General features: G+C 63.9%; 19 protein-coding genes and 1 riboswitch. Of the genes, 2 read left to right on the top strand and 17 right to left on the bottom strand.

The genetic code is table 11. From position 1 onward, the window contains the following. Positions 1–5: 5 nt before the first annotated feature. The 5 genes from lptC to panB form a co-directional block, all read right to left on the bottom strand. Positions 6–635, bottom strand: a complete 630-nt coding sequence (gene lptC / locus FKL89_RS16995) for an LPS export ABC transporter periplasmic protein LptC (RefSeq protein ID WP_156863923.1) — start codon at positions 633–635, stop codon at positions 6–8. Beyond that, the gene (locus FKL89_RS17000) at positions 632–1174 is read right to left on the bottom strand and encodes a KdsC family phosphatase (protein WP_238363406.1); all 543 of its coding nucleotides are present in this window, start codon (positions 1172–1174) and stop codon (positions 632–634) included. Before FKL89_RS17000 ends, lptC begins: the two co-directional genes overlap by 4 nt. A 23-nt stretch (positions 1175–1197) precedes the next feature. Continuing rightward, positions 1198–2181: a KpsF/GutQ family sugar-phosphate isomerase gene (locus FKL89_RS17005; RefSeq protein WP_156863925.1), complete on the bottom strand. Its 984-nt coding sequence runs from the start codon at positions 2179–2181 to the stop codon at positions 1198–1200. A 236-nt stretch (positions 2182–2417) separates the two neighbouring features. Further along, complete coding sequence (gene hemW, locus FKL89_RS17010) at positions 2418–3662, bottom strand: radical SAM family heme chaperone HemW (RefSeq protein WP_156863926.1); 1245 nt, start codon at positions 3660–3662, stop codon at positions 2418–2420. 39 nt (positions 3663–3701) lie between these two features. After that, on the bottom strand, positions 3702–4541 hold the full coding sequence (panB, locus tag FKL89_RS17015; RefSeq protein WP_156863927.1) for a 3-methyl-2-oxobutanoate hydroxymethyltransferase: 840 nt from the start codon (positions 4539–4541) through the stop codon (positions 3702–3704). A gap of 113 nt (positions 4542–4654) precedes the next feature. Here panB and FKL89_RS17020 point away from each other — a divergent pair, with 113 nt between their 5' ends. After that, the gene (locus FKL89_RS17020; protein WP_156863928.1) at positions 4655–5512 is read left to right on the top strand and encodes a M10 family metallopeptidase domain-containing protein; all 858 of its coding nucleotides are present in this window, start codon (positions 4655–4657) and stop codon (positions 5510–5512) included. A gap of 34 nt (positions 5513–5546) precedes the next feature. Here FKL89_RS17020 and FKL89_RS17025 read toward each other — a convergent pair whose 3' ends face one another. The 4 genes from FKL89_RS17025 to FKL89_RS17040 all read right to left on the bottom strand — a co-directional run bounded on the left by FKL89_RS17025 (position 5547) and on the right by FKL89_RS17040 (position 8544). Beyond that, positions 5547–6188, bottom strand: coding sequence for a YceH family protein (locus FKL89_RS17025; protein ID WP_156863929.1), 642 nt, complete (start codon positions 6186–6188; stop codon positions 5547–5549). Beyond that, on the bottom strand, positions 6172–6786 hold the full coding sequence (rdgB, locus tag FKL89_RS17030; RefSeq protein WP_181955240.1) for an RdgB/HAM1 family non-canonical purine NTP pyrophosphatase: 615 nt from the start codon (positions 6784–6786) through the stop codon (positions 6172–6174). The genes FKL89_RS17025 and rdgB overlap by 17 nt, the downstream gene beginning before the upstream one ends. Positions 6787–6884: 98 nt before the next feature. Next, positions 6885–7604: a ribonuclease PH gene (rph, locus tag FKL89_RS17035; RefSeq protein ID WP_156864767.1), complete on the bottom strand. Its 720-nt coding sequence runs from the start codon at positions 7602–7604 to the stop codon at positions 6885–6887. Between the two features lie 70 nt (positions 7605–7674). Continuing rightward, a complete protein-coding gene (locus FKL89_RS17040) occupies positions 7675–8544 on the bottom strand; it encodes a glycosyltransferase family 2 protein (protein ID WP_156863931.1) in 870 nt (289 codons plus the stop codon). 27 nt (positions 8545–8571) lie between these two features. Here FKL89_RS17040 and FKL89_RS17045 point away from each other — a divergent pair, with 27 nt between their 5' ends. After that, a complete protein-coding gene (locus FKL89_RS17045) occupies positions 8572–9657 on the top strand; it encodes an Ldh family oxidoreductase (protein ID WP_156863932.1) in 1086 nt (361 codons plus the stop codon). Between the two features lie 186 nt (positions 9658–9843). Here the strand turns inward: FKL89_RS17045 and FKL89_RS17050 are convergent, their stop codons facing one another. The 8 genes from FKL89_RS17050 to FKL89_RS17085 form a co-directional block, all read right to left on the bottom strand. Beyond that, positions 9844–10245, bottom strand: coding sequence for a Rid family detoxifying hydrolase (locus FKL89_RS17050; protein ID WP_156863933.1), 402 nt, complete (start codon positions 10243–10245; stop codon positions 9844–9846). A 21-nt stretch (positions 10246–10266) separates the two neighbouring features. After that, positions 10267–11091: a methylenetetrahydrofolate reductase [NAD(P)H] gene (gene metF, locus FKL89_RS17055; RefSeq protein ID WP_156863934.1), complete on the bottom strand. Its 825-nt coding sequence runs from the start codon at positions 11089–11091 to the stop codon at positions 10267–10269. Next, the gene (locus FKL89_RS17060) at positions 11088–11549 is read right to left on the bottom strand and encodes a TfoX/Sxy family protein (protein ID WP_156863935.1); all 462 of its coding nucleotides are present in this window, start codon (positions 11547–11549) and stop codon (positions 11088–11090) included. The genes metF and FKL89_RS17060 overlap by 4 nt, the downstream gene beginning before the upstream one ends. Next, positions 11546–12310 carry a TlyA family RNA methyltransferase gene (locus tag FKL89_RS17065; RefSeq protein WP_156863936.1) on the bottom strand — a complete coding sequence of 255 codons (765 nt, stop codon included), beginning with the start codon at positions 12308–12310 and terminating at the stop codon, positions 11546–11548. The genes FKL89_RS17060 and FKL89_RS17065 overlap by 4 nt, the downstream gene beginning before the upstream one ends. Positions 12311–12322: 12 nt before the next feature. Further along, on the bottom strand, positions 12323–12676 hold the full coding sequence (locus FKL89_RS17070) for a phage holin family protein (RefSeq protein WP_156863937.1): 354 nt from the start codon (positions 12674–12676) through the stop codon (positions 12323–12325). A 93-nt stretch (positions 12677–12769) separates the two neighbouring features. Continuing rightward, the gene (gene ahcY / locus FKL89_RS17075) at positions 12770–14200 is read right to left on the bottom strand and encodes an adenosylhomocysteinase (protein WP_156863938.1); all 1431 of its coding nucleotides are present in this window, start codon (positions 14198–14200) and stop codon (positions 12770–12772) included. Positions 14201–14291: 91 nt separating this feature from the next. Further along, a riboswitch (S-adenosyl-L-homocysteine riboswitch) is annotated at positions 14292–14382 on the bottom strand. A 61-nt stretch (positions 14383–14443) separates the two neighbouring features. Further along, positions 14444–15277 (bottom strand): type IV pili methyl-accepting chemotaxis transducer N-terminal domain-containing protein, encoded by an 834-nt coding sequence (locus FKL89_RS17080; protein WP_156863939.1) that lies wholly within the window; start codon positions 15275–15277, stop codon positions 14444–14446. Positions 15278–15430: 153 nt separating this feature from the next. Continuing rightward, positions 15431–16390, bottom strand: coding sequence for a Bug family tripartite tricarboxylate transporter substrate binding protein (locus tag FKL89_RS17085; protein WP_156863940.1), 960 nt, complete (start codon positions 16388–16390; stop codon positions 15431–15433). Between the last annotated feature and the right edge of the window lie 96 nt (positions 16391–16486).

Consider the following 16486-nt stretch of genomic DNA (forward strand, 5'->3'; position numbering starts at 1 on the left):
CTTGATCAATCCTTGCTGGCTGCGTCTTTCGGGCGCAGCTCGATTTCGATACCGCGACTGGTTTGTCCCTGCTTTTTCTCGGCGTCAACCTGCAAGCCCTGAGTCACCATCACACGGTCACCGCTGACGGTGCGGGTGGTCGATTCGGTGCGCGCCTGCTGGGTCTTCGGGAACACGGTAAGCGTTTCGCTCTCGTACGTCACGGCGTCGCGACCGGGGCTGGCCGCCTGCCGCGCAACCACCTTGCCGGAGAAATCCACCTGTTCCAGTCCGCCGCCGGCAGTCGCGCTGCTAAGCACTGCGCGTGCCGCGCGGACATCCATTCTTGGTTTGCCCGCAGGTTCATTCTCGTAGCGCGGTTCGTAAACCACGGTGCTCTGCGTCGCCGGCACATGCACCGCCAGACCACCGATCATGGTGCTCTCAATGCGGCCATCTGCTGCAGTTCGTTCGATCCGAAAGCCCTGAATGAAGTGATCGGGGGCGGGTAACGCTGAAGCCTTCTGTGCCCTTACGCTATCCGTCACCCGTGCATCGAGCCAGAACGTCAGCACCGCAAAGATGGCCACCGCAAACAGCGGAAACAGCGCGGCCAGCCGGTCCTGCCGTTTGCGCCAGACCAGCGTCGTGCTCATGTGCCGCTGCCTGTCAGGTAGCGTTGCACCAGCTCATCCAGCCGGCCCTGCACGCGCAGCACCGCCTCGATCATCTCGCGCACCGCGCCATCGCCGCCATTGAGCGTTGCCAGCCAGTGCGCGCGCTGGCGAACAGCGGCGGCGGCATTCGGCACCGTCGCGGCCAGCCCGGCCTGCACTAGCGCTGGCAGGTCGAGCCAGTCGTCGCCGATGTAGGCGACATTGGCAGCGGGCAAGGCCCATCGTTCACAGATCGCAGCGAAAGCGACGCCCTTGTTGCGCTCGCCGCTGACCAGCTCAACATCCAGCTCACGGGCACGGCGCTCGACAGCGGGGCCGCCACGCGCGGTGAGCATCGCCACCTTCCAGCCGGCCTGTTTGGCAAGCGTGATGCCAAAGCCATCAAGCACCGAGAACGACTTCATCTCGTCGCTGCCGAAGTAATTGAGCTTGCCGTCGGTCAGCACGCCGTCCACGTCACAAACGAGCCCGCGCACGGCGAGCATGCGCTCGGCAACGGTGGGGGGGCGGGGGGTCATCAGTCGTGCCATTACCGGTTCTCTTAAACCACTTTCGCGCGCAGCAGATCATGCATGTGCAGGGCGCCGACCAGCTTGCCGGCAGCGTCCACCACGAGAAGCTGCGTCTTGCGGCCCTGTTCGAGCACTGAGACCGCTTCGACCGCCAGCTCGTCGGGGCCAATGCTGACCGGCTTCACCGTCATGAAGTCAGCCACTTTCGCAGCGCTGAAGTCGGAAACTTTCGGCAGACAGCGGCGCAGATCGCCATCGGTGAAGATGCCGGCCACGGCGCCGTCCGGGGTGACGACTGCCGTCATGCCCATGCCTTTGCCGGTAATCTCGAACAGCGCCTGCGCCACGGTAGCGTCGAGTGCCACAGTCGGGATGGCGGTGCCAATGCGCATGACGTCGCGCACGTGGGTGAGCAGGCGCCGCCCGAGCGAGCCACCCGGATGCGAGCGCGCGAAGTCCTCTGCGGTAAAGCCGCGCGCCTCCAGCAGGGCCATCGCCAGTGCGTCGCCCAGCGCCATCGCGGCGGCGGTGCTGGCCGTTGGCGCCAGCCCGAGTGGGCAGGCTTCGGTGCTGACACCCGCGTCAAGCGTGATGTCGGCCTCGGTGCCAAGCGTGGAATTTTCGTTGCCGGTGATGGCAATGATGCGGGCGCCGACGCGCTTGATTGGCGTCAGCAAGGCGTTGACCTCGGCCACCTCGCCGGAATTGGACAGTGCGATCACCACGTCGTCGGCCGTGATCATGCCCATGTCGCCGTGGCTGGCCTCGGCCGGATGTACAAAGAACGCCGGCGTACCGGTGGAGGCTAGCGTCGCTGCGATCTTGCGGCCGACGTGGCCGGACTTGCCGATGCCGGTCACCACTACACGACCACTGGCGTTCAGAATCGTCTGCACCGCCGCCACCAGCGGCGCGCCGACGCGGGATTCCACCGCCGCAATCGCGGCCGCCTCGGTGGCCAGCACCGAGCGAGCGCGTCGCAAGACAGCGACAGAATCTACTGCAATATCCATGCTAGGCAGTATAGCGGGCTGGCTTGAGGATTGCTGTCGGGAGTCGCGAGACCGGTGTTCCCTAGCTGTCAGCTTTTTAGCTCAAGGCCCATTCGAAAAGGGCCCGTAACGATAAAGAGCACCAAGTCGAGATTTGGTCAAATCAGCATTGAAGCCCTATTCACACGGCTGTTTGCGCCAAAAGCTGTGGAGAAATCACGACGGGCCAATCGCTGATTTTCGCCTTGTCGCGTCCGTCAGGTGAGGAATTTTTCCAGCATCCGGTTCAAGAAGCGCTGGCCCCTTTCCGTCGGACGCACGACCTCATGCGTGCGCACCAGCAGTCCCTCGCGCTCAGCCTCGTCCAGCGCCCGACTGACCAGCGACACGGGGTAGCCAGCACGTTCGGAGAACCACGCCACCGGGAAACCTTCCGTCAGCCGCAACGCGTTCAGCATGAACTCGAAACCAACCTCGCCACGAGTGACCTCGCGCCGCTCGAAGACGCAGCTGGCCGGGTCCGCGCTGAGCGCCTTCTGCATGTAGTCACGCGGCTGCTTCACCCGTTCCGTGCGCACGATCTTCGCCTGCTGTCCGGAGCCCGGCGGTCCGCCCGGCGTGGTCAGTTTGCCGTGGGCACCCGCGCCAATCGCCACATAGTCGCCAAAGCCCCAGTAGTTGAGGTTGTGCTGGCAGCGTCGCCCCGGCCGGGCGTGGGCCGAGGTTTCGTAGTGCTCATACCCTGCCTCGCTGAGCAGCTGCTCAACGCGCAACTGCATGTCCGCCGCCAGATCGTGGTCCGGCAGCGGTGGCGGCTTCTTGGCGAACACCGTGTTCGGCTCCAGCGTCAGTTGGTAGAACGACAGGTGCGGCGTGCCGAAGGCGAGCGCCGCCCGCACATCGATCTCGCACTCCACCATAGTTTGCGCCTCGCCCCCGGTGCGGCTGGCGGGCAGCGCGAACATCAGGTCAAGATTCACGTTGCCGATGGTGGCGAGGCCGATCTCGATCGCGCGCCGCGCCTCGGTGCCGTTGTGAATGCGGCCCAGCGCATGCAAATGCGCATCGTTGAAACTCTGGATGCCGATGGAAAGCCGCGTGACGCCCGCCTCGCGAAAGCCTGCAAACTTCTCCATTTCAAATGTTCCGGGATTCGCCTCCAGCGTGATCTCCGCCTCCGGCGACAGCCGCGTCCGTGCCCGCACCCCGGCGAGCAGATCGGCTATCGCCTGCGCCGAAAACAGACTGGGCGTGCCGCCACCGATGAAGACCGTGTGGATCGTGCGGCCCCAGAACTCGGGCAGTTGCACTTCGAGATCGCTCATCAGCGCGTCGATGTATTCGCGTTCCGGTACGCCAGTGGAACCGTCAGGCCGCTCATGCGAATTGAAGTCGCAGTAAGGGCACTTGCGCACGCACCACGGGATGTGGATGTAGAGCGAGAGCGGCGGCAGAGCGGTGAAGTGGGGGCCGAGCATCGTTAGCGGCGCTTGCAGCGCCATGACGAGTGACGAATGACCAATGACGTTTGCTGACGGCGATCAGTAGCCATGAATCGCATTGTCGGGAAAAGTCTTCGCCTTCACTTCAGCAACGTAACTGCGGATCGCATGCTCGATGCTGTCATTGCCCGCCATGAAATTCTTTACAAAGCGCGGCAGCTTGCCGCGCGTGATGCCGAGCATGTCGTGCAGCACCAGCACCTGCCCGGAGCAATCCACACCCGCACCGATGCCGATGGTCGGGATTGGCAGCGACGCGGTGACTTCTGCTGCGAGCGCCGACGGAATCAGCTCCAGCACCAGCAGCGTGGCCCCTGCGTCGGCGAGCTCCCGCGCATGCGTCTTCAGCGTCGCGGCGGCCTCCTCGGTCTTGCCCTGAATGCGGTAGCCGCCAAGCGCGTGCACGGACTGCGGGGTTAGCCCGAGATGAGCGCACACCGGTACGCCGCGCTCGGTGAGAAAGCGCACGGTCTCCGGGGTCCAGCCACCACCTTCGAGCTTGACCATCTGCGCGCCCGCCTGCATCAGCGTGGTGGCACTCGCCATCGCCTGCTCGCGCGACTGCTGATAACTGCCGAACGGCAGGTCACCGATGACAAACGCCGTGCGGTTGCCAGCGGCGACACAACGCACGTGGTAAGCCATGTCCTCCAGCGTCACCGGCAGCGTACTGCTGCGGCCCTGCAGCACCATACCCAGCGAGTCACCCACCAGCAGCAGCTCAACACCGGCGTCGTCCGCCACGCGCGCAAAGCTCGCGTCGTAGCAGGTGAGCATGGTGAGTTTTTCACCAGCGGCGTGCAGCTCACGCAGGCGGAGCAGGGTGATCGGTTTGCGTGCGGCGGGGTTGGTGGTGGCTTCCGGCGGGTGGGACGACATCGGCGTAGGCATGGGTGGCAAACGGGTCGCCATTATGCGGAACTCGCGGATGTCGTGAAGGCGCGGCTGCCTGCGTCTACTGAATCACGTCAGCCCATCTGCTGGAGACCGCCATGCAACTTCGCCTTTTCCACACCGCCCACAGCCGCGATTCGATGCTGATGCCCATGGACGACCGTCAGTTGAATCTGATGCTGCAGTTCAAGATCCAGCTGATTCGCTGCGAGCCGACCACGCACTTCAACGCTGCGGGCACCTACTGCACTGGCAACGGCATCCTGCATGACGGTTCCTACGGCCAGTTTCACCTCGAAGCCTGGACTGACCGCGAGTGGAGCGACTTCAGCCGCAACTTCGCCAACATCATCACCCGTTACTGGGATGACAAGTTCGAGCTCACGCCGAACCAGCCCTGGTATTCGCCGCGCCCGAACGTCACAACCCCGGCGACCATTGATTGCCATCTCTCGCTGGCGCTGGTGACGACGGCTGCGGAGGCGCATCACCGCTACTACATCATCAAGCCGCGCGAAACCACCTTCCGGTCGTTCGCTGCCGCCGACCGTCGACTTGGCCTGTTCACCCATCGCGATCTGGCCTACGGCTGGAATGACCGCCGCACGCGCGTCGGCAGCGAGCGCCATCGGGTCAGCTATCTGCAAAGTACGGTGCTGCACGAGTTCGGGCACACACTCGGCTTGGGTCACGTCAACGGGTCAGGAAACAGCGATGCCAACTACGGCGTGTCGCTGCAGCAGCGTGAGGACCTGATGGGGATGGGTGACCACCTCACGGCGCGTCACGCGCAACCCTGGCGGTCACAGTTGCGCCACCACCTGATTCCCGGGCACAACCGTACCGATGCCGCGCTCCGCTTCACGGCGCGGGTAACAGAGCCACAACTCATCACCTACTGGGATAACGACTGGCATCCGGCGACGCCGGCGACCGGCCGCGCGGGCCATCCGTAGCGGCACGTCGCGCGAGCCGTCAACCGTTAGCCGCTCAGGCGCCCAGTTGCACGCGCAACGCGGTCAGCGCGTCCTCAAGCTCGGCGACCTTCGCCTCCAGCGCAGCAACGCGTTCGACGAGCGCGGTTTCACGATCGGCTTTCGACGGCGGCAGCGCAGGCGCGTCGGCTGCTGGCAGTTCACCACCGAACAGCATGTGCTGCCACTTCGCGGCGCGGGCGCCGGCCTCACGTGGCAATTGCACCACCAGTGGCGGCGTCAGCTCGCCCATTGCCTTGAGCGTGATCTCCACCTCGGCCAGATCGGCGAAGGCGTGCATGCGTTCGGCGCGGGAACGCAGTTCACCGGGCATCTGCGCGCCGCGCAGCATCAGCTCGCACAGTAGGGCAGACTCGCGCGGCGACAGACCGAGCTTTTCGCAAAAGGTCTCGGCGTACTTGGGCACCCGTGTCGCAGCGCCGGTGTAGAGGCTGGTAAAGCCGCGCTCACGCAGGCGCTCCACCGCGCTGGTGACTTCGCTCTCACTCAGCGCAGTAACGGGCGCGCGGTTATTGGACTGGTTGCAGCCGTTGACCAGCGTGTTGATGGTGAGCGGATAGCTGTCCGGCACCGTGATGCGCTTTTCGATCATGGTGCCGATCACGCGTGCCTCGATGGCATCAAGCACGGCCTGCATCGTGCACTCCCAGTCGTTCAGTCAATTCGATCACCAGTTTGGCAAAAGCGCGGCCGCGGTGCGAGCGCGTGCCCTTCTGGTCAATCGGCATCTCGGCGCCGGTCAAGCCAATTTCCGGGTCGAGGAAGTACGGGTCATAACCGAAGCCGCCATTGCCGCGCGGTGTGTCGATCACCTCGCCGTACCAGCGCCCCTCGGCGATGATCGGTTCCGGGTCGTCCTCGCGCATGACGAGTGCGAGGACTGCCGTGTAATGGGCGCCGCGATCCGCCACATCGCGTAAATCAGCCATCAGTTTCGCGTTGTTATCGGCATCGCTTTTCTGCGATCCAGCGTAGTACGCGGAGTTCACGCCGGGATTGCCACCGAGCGCGTGCACGCAGATGCCGGAATCGTCCGCCAGCGCCGGCAAACCCGTGTGCCGCGCCGCGTTACGCGCCTTGACAAGCGCGTTTTCGAGGAAGGTGCAATGCGGCTCCGGCGCTTCCGGCACGTTGAATGCGCTCTGCGGCAGCACTTCGATGCCCAGCGGCGCCAGCAGGCGTTCGAATTCCTTGAGCTTTTTCTGATTGCCGGTGGCGATGACGAGTTTTTGCAGATTCATATCTTGTAGGTCGGGCATTGGCCGACTGGTGCGCGACGGCGGGCATTGCCCGCCCTACAAATCACTTGCGATCAATCGCATGCCTCAACTGGTCAAGCCGATGCAATCGCCGCGTTCTGCGCCGCCGTCAACTGCTTCAGCCCATCGGCCGCCAGCGCCAGCAGCGCATCCATTTCGGTGCGACTGAATGGCTTGCCTTCAGCGGTGCCCTGCACTTCGACGAAGCCGCCATTGCCGGTCATCACCACGTTCATGTCGGTCTCGCAGTTGGAATCTTCGTCGTAATCGAGGTCGAGCACAGGCGTGCTCTCGAAAACGCCGACTGACACCGCAGCGACCGAATCGGTGAGCGGCGAAACCGGCAGTGCGCCCGCAGCGACCAGCTTGTTGCAGGCAATCGCCAGCGCCACGTAGGCGCCGGTGATCGACGCGCAACGGGTTCCGCCGTCTGCCTGCAACACGTCGCAATCGAGCGTGATCTGGCGTTCGCCGAGCTTTTTCAGATCGACCACCGCGCGTAGCGACCGCCCAATCAGACGCTGGATTTCCTGCGTGCGGCCGCTCTGCTTGCCGCTGGCCGCCTCACGCCGTGACCGCGTGTGCGTGGAGCGCGGCAGCATGCCGTACTCCGCCGTCACCCAGCCCTCGCCCGAGCCCTTCTTGTGGCCCGGCACGCCGTTTTCCACACTCGCGGTGCAAAGCACGCGGGTATGCCCGCATTCGATCAGCACCGAGCCTTCAGCGTGGCGCGTGAAGTGCGGCGTGATGGCGACGGTGCGCAGTTGGTCGGGTTTTCGCTGGGAGGGACGCATGTGCTGGTTCTGGTAGTCGGTCTTGTCGGCAGCCATTGTAGGTGGCGACAGCAAGGCATCCGGCAGCCTGCTAAAGCCAGCGCCAGCCGTGCGTGTTGAAAAAACGCAGGCCACTACGCAGGAACAGGCGCAGATGCGCGAGGCCCTTCCTGGCTGCATGCCCGCCGTGATGGATCAAGGTAACGCCGGGGTCGCTGACCACGCGCCCCTGGGCGTGCATGCGCAGCGAGAGATCAAGATCCTCGAAATGCAGGAAGTAACGCTCATCGAAGCCGCCGACCGCCTGCAGGGCCGACGTTCGCGCCAGCATGAAAGCTCCCGAAACGAGCGTGACATCACTCACACGATCCGAAGGCAGGTCGCGATACTCGTAGTGCGCGAGCCGTGCATCGAAGCGGCGCTTCAGCCACGCGGGCGCGAAGCCGCGCAGGAAGAACGTCCACATGCTGGGCATGCGTTTGGACAGATAGCCGGGCCGGCCATCGGCGTCACGCCCCACCGCGCCGACCAGCACCACCTCTGGTGAAGCGAGCGTGGCAAGGCCACCGCTCAGCGCATCGGGATCTAGTTCCACGTCAGGGTTCAGCACCAGATGCGCTGCGTCGGCCGACGCGAGGATGGCAAGGTTGTGCCCGGCGCCGTAGCCCACGTTGCCATGACCGGAAAGCACGCGCGCACCCGGCCAGCCCGATTGCTGCGCCAGTGCCCGCAATGCTTCGCCGAGTTCGCTGGCGTCGCTGTTGTCGATCAGCACCAGACGGACCTGTGTGGCGGGCTGCCGTTGCGCGGCGACGCCCAGCGTTTGCAGATTGCGCAGCAGCTCATCGCGATGCAGCCGATGCACCACGATGCTTACGGTCAGCGATTCGGCCAATGCGGGCGCGGCAGAAACGGGGTTCGCGACAGGCGGTGGCGACGGCGTAGCATTGGCGGACAACATCCGCGCGAGTGTAGGGGAAGGACAGCAATGAGCCAGGCAGCGATCGATGGCAATCATGGCAGCGGCCGTTATCCGGCAGCGAGCCTGGTGGACTTTTGCGCGGCGCTCTACCGTGCGTACGGGATGCGCGAGGACATCGCTGCAGTCAGCGCGCGTCTACTGCTCGAGGGAGACCTGCTCGGGCACAGCACGCACGGCTTGGCGCTGCTGCCGGGCTACCTGAAGGCGCTCGCCGACAGCAGCCTGCGCGCGGCAGGCGATCCGGTGGTGGAAAACCGGCGCACCGTGAGCGAGCTGTGGCACGGGCAGCGGCTGTCCGGTCTGTGGCTGACCGAGCGCGCGATTGCGCGCGCCAGCGACATGGCGCGCGAGCACGGCACGGGCACCGTCGTCATCAAGCACGCCCACCACATCGCCTGTCTGGCCGCTTACCTCGAAGCGCCCGCTCGTGCCGGCTTGCTGGTGACAGTGCAAAGCTCCGATCCCTCGGGCGCGAGCGTGGCGCCGCATGGCGGCATCACGCCGATCATGACGCCCAACCCGATTGCGGTCGGCATCCCGACGGGTAGCGACCCGATCATGATCGACATCTCCAGCTCGATCACCGCCAACGGGCCATCGCAGCGGATGATGAAGGAAGGGCGCCGCGCGCCGGGCATCTGGTACGTCGATAGCGACGGTCACGGCAGCACCGACCCGGCGGTCGCCTTCACCGAACCGAAAGGCGCGCTGCTGCCGCTCGGCGGGCTGGACGCCGGCCACAAGGGCTTCGGGCTCGGGTTGATGATCGAGGCGATGACCGGCGGCCTCGCCGGCTTTGGCCGCGCTGACCCGCCCGAAGGCTGGGGTGCGACGGTGTTTGTGCAGGTGATTGACCCCGAGGCCTTTGGCGGGCTCAAGGCCTTCGCGCGGCAGGTCGATCAGTTGCGCGATGCCTCGCACGCGAGCCGCCCGCGACCGGGCGTGGAACGCGTGCGCCTGCCCGGTGAGGGCGGGCTGGCGCGCAAGGCGCGGCACCTGCGCGACGGCTTGGCACTGCATCCAGCGATCATGCCGGCGCTGCGGCCGCTGGCCGTGGAACGGCATGTCCCGCTGCCGGTGGAATCGCCATAGCCCTGTTTCAGCTTTTCGCTGGAAGCCTCATTGGAAAAGGGCAAAGCGCCGTGAAAGCGGCTCAATCGACTTTCTCCAATTTACGGAGCTGAGCCCAATGCTAGTGGGCGTCTTCGCAGAAAGTCATAGCGCAATTTGCTGGCACGCGCTGCCTGTCGCCAGACGCGGCGCGGGCAGGATCTCCGGTCAGACCACCACAATCGCTTCGATCTCAAACTGCGCGCCTTTCGGCAGCGACGCCACGCCAACCGTCGAGCGTGCCGGATAGGGCTTGGGCAGCAGCGCTTCCAGCTTGCCGTTGACCACACCAAAGTTGCCGAGATCGGTGAGGAACAGCGTCAGCTTGACGATGCCGGACAGATCACCGCCAGCGGCCTTGATCACCGCCTGCATGTTGGCCAGCGCCTGATCAACCTGCGCCTCGAAGCCATCGCGCAGATTGCCGGTCGCCGGGTCCAGCCCGATCTGGCCAGAACAGAACACGACGGTGCCCTTGAATGCGAAATTGGCGCTGACCGCTTGTGAATACGGGCCGATCGCGGCTGGCGCCTGATCAGTGTGGATAGGGTGAAGGGCGCTGTTGCTCATGGGGAATGCTCCTGTCGATGGTTAGCTGCGAAGGCGCTTGACGATGTCTGCCGTCAGCGCCGACTGATTCATGGTGTAGAAGTGAATGCCGGGCGCGCCACCATCGAGCAGGCGGCGACAGAGGCTGGTGATGACGTCCGCTCCGAAAGCGCGGATCGACGCCGCATCATCCATGAAGCCTTCCATCTTTAGCGCAATCCAGCGCGGGATGTCGATGGAATCTTTCGCCGCGAAGCGTGCAATTTTCGAAAAGTTGTGAAACGGCATGATGCCGGGCACGATCGGAATCGTCACGCCGCGCTTGCGCACTTCGTCGACAAAATGGAAGTAGGCATCGGCATTAAAGAAGAACTGCGTGATCGCCGAGTGAGCGCCGGCCTGCGCCTTGGCGACGAAGTTGTTCAGATCAGCCTCGGCGTAGCGGCACTGCGGGTGGTACTCGGGGTAGGCGGCGACTTCGATGGTGAAGTCATCGCCGTGACGCTCGCGGATGAAGCGCACCAGATCAGTGGCGTAAGTGAACTCGCCAATTGAGCCCATGCCGCTCGGCAGATCACCACGTAGCGCGACGATCCGCGTGATGCCCTTTGCTTTGTACAGATCGAGCGTCTCGGCGATGCTCTGTTTCGTCGCACCGATGCACGACAGATGTGGCGCAGCGGCGTGACCCGCGTCGATGATCTCAAGAACGGTAGACAGCGTCTTCTCACGCGTCGAGCCACCGGCACCATAGGTGACACTGAAGAACTCCGGTGCCAGCGCACCGAGCTCCTGCGTCACGGTGCGCAGCTTGACGGTGCCCTCCGGAGTGTTAGGCGGGAAAAATTCGAAGGAGATGTTGTTCATGCGGACGGTTTCTTTTTGTTCGCTGTTGTTGTCTTGATTCCAGCGGGTTGCTTGGCGGCAGGCTTCTTCACCGACGCCTTCGGTTTGTTCTTGCCCGCCGCCGCGCGCAGTGCCGCGCCCCAGGCCAGCTCCGCCCAGGGCCGCATCAGGGCGGAGGATTCCATGGCGTCGGGCGGCACGGTGTAGTAACCCATCGTGCGCGTCTTGCCGTCCGCTTCGTAAGTGAAGATGCCACAGCCGGCCTCCTCGAACGCGCTGCACGATTCCTCGTCAGCCTTCAGCCAGAGCTGGTCGAAGGCGATGATCGCGAAGGTCTTGCCGTCCATCGAGAAGCCGGTGCCGCCGAACATGCGGCGCGCCACGATACCGGCCACGCCACCGCGCGGAGCGAGCTGGGAGAGCAGCTCCAGGCAATAGTCGCGGAACTCATCGGCGGCGGCGCGGGATGGTTTGCTCATGGGTGTTCGGCGTTACGCTGCGCGTAAAGAAAGAACTCGTGATTGCCGTCGCTACCGGTGATCGGGCTTTCGAAGTAGTCGAGCACCTTGAGCCCGGCCACAGCGCAAGCCTCACGGATTGATGTCTCGACCATCGCGTACAGCGACGCGTCGCGCACGATGCCACCACGGCCAATGTTTTCCGCGCCCACTTCAAACTGCGGCTTCACCAGCGACAGGACGTGTCCGCCCAGCGCCAGCAGCGCCGGCCATTGCGGTAGCACCTTGGTCAGCGAGATGAACGAGACATCGGCGACGACCAGGTTGAAACCGCCGGCAATACCGGTTGTCGCGCTGGTCAGTTCGCGCGCATTCACGCCTTCGAAGTACGTCACGCGCGGCTCGCTGCGCAGCGATGGATGCAATTGATCATGCCCAACATCGACACCCACCACCTGACTGGCGCCACGTTGCAGCAGGCAATCGGTGAAGCCGCCGGTTGATTGCCCCACATCGAGGCAGCGCATGCCCGTCACGTCGAGACCGACACGGTCGAGCGCGCCGTCGAGCTTGAGGCCGCCGCGCGAGACGAAGCGATTGAGTTCGCTGGCTTCGACTTCGATAGCGATGTCGTCATCGAGCGTGACGCCCGGTTTGGTCAGCGCGACGCGCGTGCCTTTACGACCCACGCGGGTGAACACATGCCCACCCGCGATCAGGCGCTGCGCGGCAGTACGCGACGGCGCGAGTCCGCGCTCGACGAGCAGGATGTCAGCGCGCATCTGAAGCCGCGGCTACTTCTTCTTGCCGAATGGAATGATCAGCGCCAGCAGCCACGAGATCAGACCGTAGAGCAGGCCGCCAAACACTGCCGCCCAGAAGCCGTCGACCGTGAAACCTTCGAGCACCTTGCCGACCATCCAGAACAACAGGCCATTCAGCACCAGGTAGAAGAAACCCAGCGTCAGCACCGAAATCGGCAGCGTGAGAAAGGTCAGCACCGGGCGGATCAGGGTGTTGACCAGCCCCAGCGCAAATGCGGCGAGCAAGGCCGAGACGAAACTCGTCACCTTGATCGACGGCATCAAATAGGCCACCGCCATCAGCGCAACGGCGTTGAGGATCCAGACGATCAGCAATCGAGTCATGGTGTTCTCCCTGGGCAATGAACAGTAAATGACGGATGACCAGTGACGAATGACGAACGCGCCGTCACTCGTCATTCGTCTTTCGTCATGCGGTTAGTAGCGATACGAATCCGGCTTGTACGGCCCGGTCTTCGCCACGCCAATGTACGCCGCCTGTTCGGTCGTCAGCTCGGTCAATTGTGCGCCAAGCTTTGACAGTTGCAGACGCGCGACCTTCTCGTCGAGGTGCTTCGGCAGCACGTAGACCTTGCCGGCCTCATACGCGTCAGGCTTGGTGAACAGCTCGATCTGCGCGATGGTCTGGTTGGCGAAGCTCGACGACATCACGTAGCTCGGATGACCCGTGCCACAGCCGAGGTTCACGAGGCGACCCTTGGCGAGCAGGATGATGCGTTTGCCGTCGGGGAAAATCACGTGATCAACCTGCGGCTTGATCTCTTCCCATTGCAGCTTTTCGAGCGAGGCGACGTCGATCTCGTTGTCGAAATGGCCGATGTTGCAGACGATTGCCTGATCCTTCATCGCAGCCATGTGAGCGCCGGTGATGACGTCCTTGTTGCCGGTGGCGGTGACGAAGATGTCGGCCTTGTCGGCGGCGTAGTCCATGGTGACCACGCGATAGCCTTCCATGCAGGCCTGCAGCGCGTTGATCGGGTCAATCTCGGTGACCCACACCTGCGCCGATAGCGCGCGCAGTGCCTGTGCCGAACCCTTGCCCACGTCGCCGTAGCCGGCAACGACGGCCACCTTGCCGGCGACCATCACGTCGGTGGCGCGCTTGATGCCGTCCACCAGCGATTCACGGCAGCCGTAAAGGTTGTCGAACTTGCTCTTGGTGACCGAATCATTGACGTTGATGGCGCGGAACAGCAGCGTACCTTTCGCACTCATCTCGTTCAGGCGATGCACGCCGGTCGTGGTCTCTTCGGTCACGCCGATGATGTGCTTCGCCTTGCGCTCGTACCAGGTCGGGTCTTCGGCCAGCTTGGCCTTGATCGCGGCGAACAGGCAGCGCTCTTCTTCGCTGGTCGGGTTGGCGATCAGCGAAGCATCCTTGGCGGCCTTCTGTCCAAGATGCATCAGCAGCGTGGCGTCACCGCCGTCGTCGAGAATCATGTTGGGGCCTTCGCCTTCGCTGCCTTTCGGGCCAAAGTCGAAGATGCGATGCGTGTAGTCCCAGTAGTCAGCCAGCGTCTCGCCCTTGACCGCAAACACCGGCGTGCCCTTGGCGGCGATGGCGGCGGCGGCGTGGTCCTGCGTCGAGAAGATGTTGCACGAGGCCCAGCGCACGTCGGCACCGAGTGCCTGCAGCGTCTCGATCAGCACGGCGGTCTGGATCGTCATGTGTAGCGAGCCGGTGATGCGCGCGCCCTTGAGCGGCTGGCTCTTCGCGAATTCTTCGCGGATGGCCATCAGGCCCGGCATCTCGGTCTCCGCAATGCGGATTTCCTTGCGTCCCCAGTCGGCCAGAGACAGGTCGGCGATCACACAGTCAGTAAAAATCTTGTCAGCAACGGCATTCATTGTTCACTCCAATCGGAGGTGACGAGAGCCAATGCCGGGGGAGACGGTTGCAACCGTGCACCGCTCGCAAGCATTGTGACTGCCGTCACCAAAACTGCGAGCGCCGTTGCCACTGAGAAATCGTTCGAGCCTAGCCGGCGGGGTGTGAGGACCTCGCGCCGGTTGCAGCGCTCCTCGAACGTGCCGCGATTCTATCGGCTTCTGCGCCGCCGCGCGACCCGGTAGCAAACGGGACCAGGCCGGTCAGGCGGCCAGCTTCTCGTACATCCCGGTAACCGTCTCGAACACTTCCAGGATGCGTTCACTGCTGTTGGCGACATTCTGCCGCCGGATCAGGTCGGCTTTTGATTTCAGCGAAGCCTCCACCGCGTTGTCGAAGAACAGCCACTGCGTTTCCGCCAGCCCGAGCTGGGTGCGGATGTCCTCGCTGGTCTCGGGATCGATGCGCAGCGTGTGGAGCGCCGTGCGGAACTCGGCGCGCGCGGCGTTGAGTTCGCCATCGACCGCTTTCGGCAGCCCCCATTCGCGGAACATGAAGAACTTGGCGATGCGCTGTGAAAGCATGCGCTGGCGCCCTGACACGTTGACCAGCCGGCCAATGGTGGTTCCGGCGTGGCGCTCAAGTTCACCGGCGCCGCGATTGGCAATGCGCAGCACGATCTCGTTCTGTTCCTGCACCTGCGCGCCGCTGTCGGGGTTCGGTGCCGTCGCCAGCAGGTCGCGGAAGGTCTTCCACGCGCCAGACAGCTCGCTATAGGTTCTGGCGATTTCGGCCGTCGGCGCGAAGCTCGCCAGTTCGTTCTGGTGCGCGTCGAATAGCGCGATCGAGTCGTTCATGATCTTGAACGCGCGATCCGGCAGCAGGCCGAGGCCCATCTGGGCGTAGGCCTTGGCCATGCGCTGCGACAGCATGCGCTGCCTGCCAGCCTTGTTGATGGCGGCGCCTATCGTGGTGAGCGTGGGCTTCGCGGCATTGACAGCCCCGCGCGGGGCGCCCGCCGACTGGGCGAGCGCCCCGGCAATGGGTGAAATGAGGGGAAGGCTGACCATTGCGATCAGCACATTGCGACGATCCATGTTGACTCCGAAATTGACATTGATGAATAAGACGTTTCCTATTCCATTGTCATTAACGAAGAAAACAATTGATTCAGTTAAAGAATTCCAAAAATCGTCGCAGCAACTCGACTTGCGTCAAATGGCGTGGGCCGGTGAACGGCAGAGTGCTGGCTACAGCTTCGCGCCGCTCGCCTTGATGATTGGCGCCCATTCGCTGATCTGGCTAGCCACGAGCGCGGCGTATTCCGCCTGCGTCATCTTGTGATAGACGATGCCCAGGTCCTCCAGCTTTTTCAGCACGGCGGGCTGGGTCAGCACCTCGGCGAGCGCGGCGTAGAGCCTGTCGGTCACCTCCTTCGGCAACCCGGCCGGACCGGAGACGCCGAAGTAGTTGTCCACGCGCAGCTTCGGGTAGCCTGCCTCGGCCGTCGTTGGCACCTCGGGCAGCAGTGGCGAACGTCCCGCCGAAGTCACAGCCAACCCCTTCACTTGCCCGCCCTTGACCAGCGGCACAAAAGCGGTGATGACGTCGATACCCACCGGAATCTGACCGCCGAGCAGATCCGTCGTCATCGGCGCGCCGCCCTTGTAGGCAACGTGCTGCATGTTGCCCTTCGCAAGCGCCTTGAAGAATTCGCCGCTGATGTGGCCGATGCTGGCGGGCCCGCCGCTGCCGAATGAAATGCCGTCCTTGCTGGTAGCCTGTTTGGCCAGATCCGCCAGCGAATTGATGCCGGCTTTGGGGCTGGCCATGAACAGCACCGGCGCCGAACCAGCATAGAAAACGTGGGTGAACTGCTTGACCGGGTCGTACGGCTGCCTGTCGAGCACAAACGGACCGATCGACAGCGGTGTGGAATTAGCCATCATCAGCGTGTAGCCGTCAGCCGGCGCCTGCACAGTGGCGAGGCCGCCGACGCTGCCGCCAGCGCCGGGCCGGTTGTCCACCACCACGGGCTGGCCAAGCTTTTGCCCCAGCGGCTCGGCAATGGTGCGTGCCACGATATCGCTGGCGCCGCCCGGCGCAAAGGTGACGATCAGCTTGATCGGCTTGTCTGGCCAGGCCGCATGGGCGCTGGCGCAGAGGGTGGCAACGAGCGCTGCGGTCTGCAGGCGGGTGATCAGACTCATGAATGTTCCCCGAGGTTTGTCGATTTGGTGTGGCAAGCAAAGCCCTTGCCAACAGACGCACCAAGCGCTTCCATTACGCTTGCGACTGACGATCAA

Source organism: Casimicrobium huifangae, assembly GCF_009746125.1.
Lineage (GTDB): Bacteria > Pseudomonadota > Gammaproteobacteria > Burkholderiales > Casimicrobiaceae > Casimicrobium > Casimicrobium huifangae.